Source organism: Terriglobales bacterium (assembly GCA_035457425.1).
In the GTDB taxonomy this organism is placed as follows: domain Bacteria; phylum Acidobacteriota; class Terriglobia; order Terriglobales; family Acidobacteriaceae; genus JACPNR01.
In genome coordinates, this window is sequence record DATIBR010000042.1 from 1 (window position 1) to 7,363 (window position 7,363).

The 7,363-nt window shown below is 66.2% G+C and carries 7 protein-coding genes; all 7 read left to right on the forward strand.

The window, feature by feature from the left end:
• Positions 1 to 150 precede the first annotated feature (150 nt).
• The 7 genes from VLA96_03195 (at position 151) to VLA96_03225 (ending at position 7,117) form a co-directional block, all read left to right on the forward strand.
• On the forward strand, positions 151 to 918 hold the full coding sequence (locus VLA96_03195; protein ID HSE48194.1) for an enoyl-CoA hydratase/isomerase family protein: 768 nt from the start codon (positions 151 to 153) through the stop codon (positions 916 to 918).
• A gap of 270 nt (positions 919 to 1,188) precedes the next feature.
• Complete coding sequence (locus VLA96_03200; protein HSE48195.1) at positions 1,189 to 2,127, forward strand: CoA-transferase; 939 nt, start codon at positions 1,189 to 1,191, stop codon at positions 2,125 to 2,127.
• A gap of 49 nt (positions 2,128 to 2,176) precedes the next feature.
• Positions 2,177 to 2,641 (forward strand): rhodanese-like domain-containing protein, encoded by a 465-nt coding sequence (locus VLA96_03205; GenBank protein HSE48196.1) that lies wholly within the window; start codon positions 2,177 to 2,179, stop codon positions 2,639 to 2,641.
• Positions 2,642 to 2,682: 41 nt separating this feature from the next.
• The gene (locus tag VLA96_03210; GenBank protein HSE48197.1) at positions 2,683 to 3,180 is read left to right on the forward strand and encodes a (2Fe-2S)-binding protein; all 498 of its coding nucleotides are present in this window, start codon (positions 2,683 to 2,685) and stop codon (positions 3,178 to 3,180) included.
• Between the two features lie 20 nt (positions 3,181 to 3,200).
• Complete coding sequence (locus tag VLA96_03215; GenBank protein HSE48198.1) at positions 3,201 to 3,497, forward strand: antibiotic biosynthesis monooxygenase; 297 nt, start codon at positions 3,201 to 3,203, stop codon at positions 3,495 to 3,497.
• Positions 3,498 to 3,532: 35 nt separating this feature from the next.
• Positions 3,533 to 6,091 (forward strand): molybdopterin cofactor-binding domain-containing protein, encoded by a 2,559-nt coding sequence (locus VLA96_03220; GenBank protein ID HSE48199.1) that lies wholly within the window; start codon positions 3,533 to 3,535, stop codon positions 6,089 to 6,091.
• Between the two features lie 36 nt (positions 6,092 to 6,127).
• A complete protein-coding gene (locus VLA96_03225; protein ID HSE48200.1) occupies positions 6,128 to 7,117 on the forward strand; it encodes an FAD binding domain-containing protein in 990 nt (329 codons plus the stop codon).
• Positions 7,118 to 7,363 lie beyond the last annotated feature (246 nt).

Here is a 7,363-nt window from a genome sequence, read left to right on the forward strand (position 1 = left end):
AGTACGACAAGGAAGGATTCTGGACCGGGTGATTGCCAATTGCCAATCGCCGATTGCCGATTGGACTCGGCTCATCGCAGAGGATGCTGGCGGTAGGGGTTCTTCGACTCGGCGCGGGGATAGTTCGCCCGCGCCTCGCTCAGAATGACAATGACATTTGGCAAGATCAAGGTCGAGCACACGGCGCCGGCGGCGCGGATCACGCTGGCGAACCGGTCGCAGAACGTCATCGACGTGCCGATGATGGAGGAGTTGGTCGGCGCGCTGGCGGAGCTGGAGAAACGCGCGGACGTGGCGGCGATCGTGATCGGGGGGAGCGAGAAGGCGTTCTCGGCGGGAGTGGACATCGCGGCGCACACGCCGGACAAGGTGCGCGGGATGCTGGAGAAGTTCCACGCGGTGGTGCGGACGATGGTCGCGAGCCGGAAGGTGCTGGTCGCGGAGGTGAAGGGCAACTGCCTGGGCGGCGGAGCGGAGCTGGCGGTGGTGTGCGACGTGGTCATCACGGCCGGCGATGCGGTGTGGGGATTCCCGGAGATCACGCTGGCGTGTTTCCCGCCGGTGGCGGCGGTGGCGCTGCCGGTGCTGGTGGGGCAGAAGCGGGCGGCGGAGCTGGTGCTGACGGGAAAGACGATCTCGGGGGCGGAGGCGGAGCGGATAGGGTTGGCGAACGTGGTGTGCGGGGCGCGGCAGGTGGAGGCGCGGTCGCGCGAGCTGACGTCGCGGCTGGCGGAGCTGTCGCCGGCGGCGGTGGCGCTGACGAAGAAGGCGCTGTACGCGTGGGAGGCGGTCCACTTCGAGAAGGGGCTGGCGCGGGCGGAGAAGATCTATCTGGATGAGCTAGTGAAGACGGCGGACTGCAAGGAAGGTATCGCGGCGTGGATGGAGAAGAGAAGGCCGAAGTGGAGCGGGAAGTGATTGCCGATCGCCAATTGCCGATTGCCGATTGAAAACCGCGGGAGAAAGCCTACCACAGAGACACAGAGACACAGAGAAATGCCCGAACAAGTCACGATATACGTGAAGTTGCTCGACGAAGCGACGGATGTCTGGCGACCCGTCGCAGCGAACACGTCAAGGGCGGCTACTTCCGCATCTTGGAGCAATCGGTGTCTGAGGATGAGCTATGGGAATTCGACCCCGGCACGCTTGTGCGATGTGTAGATGACAAGGCTGTCGAAGGAATCAATGAGTAAGCTGCGCACAATGCGGGAGGCGGTGGCGGAGCTGGTGCCGGAGGGCGCGAGCGTCGCGATGGGCTGCCAGATGGAGCAGATGATCCCGTTCGCGGCGGGGCACGAGCTGATCCGGCAGAAGAAGCGCGGGCTGACGCTGATCGGGCCGATCTCGGACGTGCTGTTCGACCAGGTGATCGGCGCGGGGTGCGCGGAGCGGGTGATCGCGGCGTGGGTGGGGAACGTGATGATGGGCTCGGCGTACAACTTCCGGCGGGCGGCGGAGTCGGGAGCGATCGAGGTCGTCAACATGACGAACTTCTCGGTGGCGCTCGGGCTGCAGGCGGCGGCGATGGGAGTGCCGTTCCTGCCGACGCGGACGGCGCTGGGGAGTGATGTGGCGCGAAACAATCCATTCTTCGCAGAGGTCCGTAACCCGTTCGGAATGACAAATGACAAAGGACAAATGACAAATGAAACCGAGCGGCTGCATGCCGTGAAGGCGATCGTGCCGGATGTGGCGATCGTCCACGTGCAGCGGGCGGATGAGAACGGGAATGCGCACTGCTGGGGGAACTTTGGGGTGATGCTGGAGGCGGTGCGGGCGGCGAAGCGGGTGGTCGTGACGTGCGAGGAGATCGTGCCGGCGGAGGTCATCGCGAGCGACCCGAACCGGACGGTCATCCCCGGGTTCCTGGTGAGCGCGGTGGTGGAGGCGCGGATGGGGGGACATCCCTCGCCGGTGCAGGGATATTACGCGCGCGATGACGCGTACTTCAGGCAGTATCATGAACAGACGAAGACCGCGGAAGACTTTGCGCGCTGGGTGGAGAAGTGGGTGCACGGCGTGCGTGACCGTGCGGAGTACGTCGGATTGCTGGGCGGGTGCCGCGTGGAAGAGTTGGCAGTGAAGAAGCACGCGTACGCAGCGCCGGCGGACTTTGGATACTGAGATCGCCAATCGCCGATTGCCGATTGCCGATTGGGAACAAGAAGGGGTCATGAAGGCAATATCTATCGTGTTTGTGGGGCTTGGGTTACTGGTGGGGTGCGGGGAGAAGAAGCAGCAGACGGCGGCGACGCCGGCGGCGCCAGCCTCCACGGGGGCCGCGACGGCGGCGACAACGAAATCAACAGGAGCCATGGAAGTGTCGATCGAGATCACGCCGGAAGAGGCGAAGCAGAAACTGGATCAAGGGGAAGCGGTGTTGATCGACGTGCGCGAGCCGTGGGAGGTGCAGACGGCGAGCGTGGCCGGGGCGAAGAACATTCCGATGGGGGACGTGGCGTCGCGGCAGCAGGAACTGGATCCGGACAAGAACATCCTCGTGCTGTGCCATCACGGGGTGCGGTCGCTGAAGGTGACGAACTGGCTGCGCGAGCACGGGTTCGAGAAGGCGCAGTCGGTGCGAGGCGGGATCGATGCGTGGTCGAAGAAGGTGGACCCGAAGGTGCCGACCTACTAGTTGCGAGTTGTGAGCCGCGAGTTGCGAGTGGCCGGGGACTGATGAAGAAAGAGCTGATCGAGCTTCGAGTGAACGGGCGGAAGCGGGAGGTGGCGATCCCGCCGAACAAGCTGCTGCTCGACGTGCTGCGCGAGGACCTGGGGCTGACGGGGTCGAAGCGCGGGTGCGACGACTCGTCGTGCGGGGCGTGTACGGTGCAGGTGAACCACGTGCCGGTGCTGGCGTGCACGGTGCTGGCGGCGAGCGTGGCGGGCGACGAGTACGAGGTGCTGACGATCGAGGGCATCACCGAGCACGGCGCGCTGAACGCGATCCAGAAGGCGTACGGCGACTGGGGCGGGGCGCAGTGCGGGTACTGCACGCCTGGGTTCCTGATGACGGTGAAGGCGGTGCTGGCGGCGAATCCGGAGCCGACGGACGAGGAGATACGGCGGTCGCTCTCGAGCAACCTGTGCCGCTGCACGGGATACACGCAGATGTACGAGGCGGTGAAGGCGGCGATCGAGGCGGAGCAGAAGGGGATGGCGGCGGCGAAGTAGTTGCAGGTCGTGAGTGGCCGATGATCGCGAGGATGTGGCACGGAGTGACGAAGGCGAGTGACGGGGACGCGTACGCGGAGTTCCTGCGGGCGAGAGCGGTGCCGGACTACATGAGCGTGGCGGGGAACCAAGGCGTGTACATCCTGCGGCGCGAAGAAGGCGAGCGGACACACTTCATGACGCTGACGTTCTGGGAGTCGCGGGCGGCGATCGAGCAGTTCGCGGGTAAAGAGATCGAGCGGGCCAAGTATTACGAGGAAGACCGGCAGTTTCTGCTGGAGTTCGAGAAGAACGTGGTGCACTACGAGATCCTCTGATGGGCGATAACGGGAAAAACGGGAATCAGTTCTCGGTGATCGGGAAGCGGATCGCGATGATCGATTCCGCGGGGAAGACGACGGGGTCGGGGAAGTACACCGACGACCTAGCGGTCCCGGGGATGCTGATCGGAAAGATCCTGCACGCGACGCTGCCGCACGCGAAGATCAAGAGCATCAATGCGTCGCGCGCGCTGATGCTGGACGGCGTGGTGACGGTGGTCGTCGGGACCGATGCGCCGAACAAGTACGGCATTCTTCCCGTCGGGCATGACGAGACGGCGCTGGCGGTGGACAAGGTGCGGTACGTCGGGGACAACGTGGCGTGCGTGGTGGCGGTGGATGAGCAGACGGCGGAGAAGGCGCTGGAGCTGATCGAGGTGGAGTACGAGTCGCTGCCGGCGTACTTCGACCCGGAAGAGTCGATGAAGGCGACGGCCGACCTGATCCACGACCACAAGGCAAACAACATCGAGAAGGATTACCACCACGTGTTCGGCGACCCGGACGCGGGCTTTGCCGAGGCGGACGAGGTGATGGAGGCGCGCTACATCGCCAACGAGGTGACGCACGCGGCGATGGAGCCGCACTCGACGCTGGCGCAGTTCGACATCGACGCGCAGACGGGGCAGCCGACGAAGCTGACGGTGTGGTCGTCGACGCAGGTGCCGTACTACCTGCAGCACAAGCTCTCGATCGTGCTGGAGCTGCCGATGTCGCAGATCCGGGTGATCAAGCCGCTGGTGGGCGGCGGGTTCGGCGGGAAGAGCGAGGTGATCCCGCTGGAGATCATCGCGGCGGTAGCGGCGCGGAAAGCGAAGGCGCCGGTGAAGATCACGTACACGCGCGAGGAGGTGTTCTGGGCGCATCGGGGGCGGCCGCGGACGATCGTGGACCTGAAGACGGGGGTGCGCAAGGACGGGCGGATCACGGCGGTGGCGGCGAGGGTGATCCAGGACGGCGGCGCGTACTGCTCGTATGGCGTGGTCACCATCCTTTATTCGGGCGCACTGCTGGGCGCGCTGTACGACATCCCGCACATCCGGTACGACGGCTACCGCGTGCTGACGAACAAGCCGGCGTGCGGCGCGATGCGCGGCCACGGCACGGTGAACGTGCGTTTCGCGTTCGAGTCGCAGCTGGACGAGCTGGCGGCGAAGATCGGGCTGGACGGCGCGACCATCCGGCGGAGGAACCTGCTGAAGCCGCCGACCATCACGGTGAACGGGCTGCGGGTGCAGAGCTACGGCCTGCCGGAGTGCATCGACAAGACGGTGGAGCGGTCGGGGTGGGCGTACCGCAAGGGCAAGCTGGGACGCGGGCGAGGGCTGGGCATTGCGTGCTCGCACTACGTGAGCGGCGCGGCGAACTCGATCATCCGGTCGGACATGCCGCACTCGACGGTGAACCTGAAGCTGGACCGCGACGGAGGCGTGGTGATCTACACGGGCGCGAGCGAGATCGGGCAGGGGTCGGACACGATGGTGGCGCAGGTGGTGGCCGAGGTGCTGGGCGTGGGGCTGGGGCGGGTGAAGGTGATCGCCGCGGACACCGACCTGACACCGGTGGACATCGGGTCGTATTCGAGCCGGGTGACGTTCATGAACGGGAACGCGGCGCTGCGGGCGGCCGAGGATGTGAAGCAGAAGATGCTGCCGGCGGTGGCGCGGCGTCTGCGCTGCGACGCGCGCGACGTGATCATGCGCGACGATTTCGTGTGGAAGCGGGGGGTGGTGCCGGAGGGCGAGGAGCACCGGGCGCACGAGCTGCTGCGGGCGCGCGAGACGCGCAAGATCGAAGACGGCCAGGTGCTGCGCGACAAGGTGCAGATGAAGCGCACGTCAGACGAGGCGCTGGAATACATGACGTTCGAGGAGGCGGTGGCGACGGCGATGGCGGAGCATCGGTCGCTGACCGGGACGGGTTCGTATGCGCCGCCGCAGGAAGCGCGCGGCGGGAAGCATAAGGGCGGCGGCGTGGGGCCGTCGCCGGCGTACTCGTACTCGGCACAGGTGGCCGAGGTCACGGTCGATGAAGAGACCGGCGTCGTGACGGTGCAGAAGGTGTGGGCGGCGCACGACTGCGGGCGGGCGCTGAACCCGGTGAGCGTGGAAGGGCAGGTCATCGGGTCGGTGTGGATGGGGCTGGGGCAGGCGCTGCAGGAAGAGATGGTGTGGAAAGACGGCCTGCTGATGAACCCCGGGCTGCTGGAGTACCGGTCGGCGAGCGTGATGGAGTCGCCGGAGATCGAGTGCATCATCGTGGAGTCGGTGGACCCAGAGGGTCCGTTCGGCGCGAAGGAAGCGAGCGAGGGGAGTTTGGCGGCGGCGATCCCGGCGGTGGCGAACGCGATCTACGACGCGGTGGGAGTGCGGTTGCGCGAAGCGCCGTTCACGCCGGAGCGGGTGCTGGCGGCGCTGCGTGCGCAGAAGGGCGGCGGCGCGAAGCAGGTCAACATGACCGAGGGTGTGGACCCGACGGCGCCAGCGAAGTTCCGCGAGCACGGCGGGAGCCTGTGGTTCAAGGGCAAGGGGCCGAAGCGGCACAAACAGGACCCTGCTGTCGTGAAGAGCGGTCCCGTCGCGGGAGACTGACGTCCGAATGACAAATGACAAAGGACAGATGACAATTTGAGTCTTCCGGAATTCAAACTGATCAAGCCGCGGACGCTGCAAGAGGCGATGGCGTACCTGTCGGCGAATGCGGGGACGACGCAGATCGTGGCGGGCGGGACGGACCTGATCCCGTCGCTGCGGCAGCGGCTGTTCACGCCGCAGTACGTGCTCGACATCTCGGGCATCGGGGACCTGCGGGGCATCAAGGTGAAGCCGGGGCAGGGCGTGGAGATCGGCGCGCTGACGACGCTGACGACGATCGAGGACTCGGGGTACATCGAGAAAAATTACCCGGTGCTACGCGAGGCGGCGATGACGGTCGCGTCGCCCATCCTGCGGAACATGGGGACGCTGGGCGGGAACATCTGCCTGGACACGCGGTGCCTCTGGTACAACCAATCGCTGACGTGGCGGAAGAGCTGCGGGTTCTGCATCAAGAAGGACGGCGACCTGTGCCACGTAGCGCCGGGCGGGACGAAGTGCTGGGCGGCGTTTTCGGGCGACACGGCGCCGGCGTTGCTGTGCCTGGGCGCCGAGATCGAGATCGTGAGCAAGACCGGGCGACGGGTGGTGCCGCTGGCGGAGTTCTATACCGGCGAGGGCGACGCGCGGATGAACCTGGAGAAGGGCGAGATCCTGACCAAGGTCTTCCTGCCAGAGGAGACCGCGGGCTGGAAGGGCGCGTACCTGAAGCTGCGGCTGAGAGGGTCGATCGATTACCCGCTGGCGGGCGTGGCGGTGGCGATGAAAAAGAATGGCGCGGTCGAGGACGCGCGGGTGGCGATCACGGCGGTGAATCCGATGCCGGCGCTGATCAAGGACGCGCCCAACGCGCTGAAGGGCAAGGCGCTGGGGGATGGGCTGGAGCACGCGGCGGAGGTCGTGGGGGAGCTGGCGGCGCGGACGGCGAAGCCGCTGACAACGAGCGCGCTCACGCCGGAGTACAGGCGGGAGATGGTGCGGGTGTTTGCGAAGCGAGCGGTGATGAAGGCGGCGCGGTCGTAGTGGTTTATTCGCTCGGGCTCACGCCCTCGCTTTGGCCGTGTCGCCCGCTAAAGCGGGCTCCCATTCATTTTGGTGATCTACCCAGCGCTTACGCGCTGGGCTAAGCTCGGCCGCTGCGCGGCCTCGCTGCCGCCGGCCAAGGCCGGCTGGAGCGCTCGCCGTCTTAACGGCTCGCTCGTCGTGGTGGCCGCGAATCGTGTCACCGGAAGGCACTGAGGGGTCCTGCAAAGGTTAAGAGTCGACGGC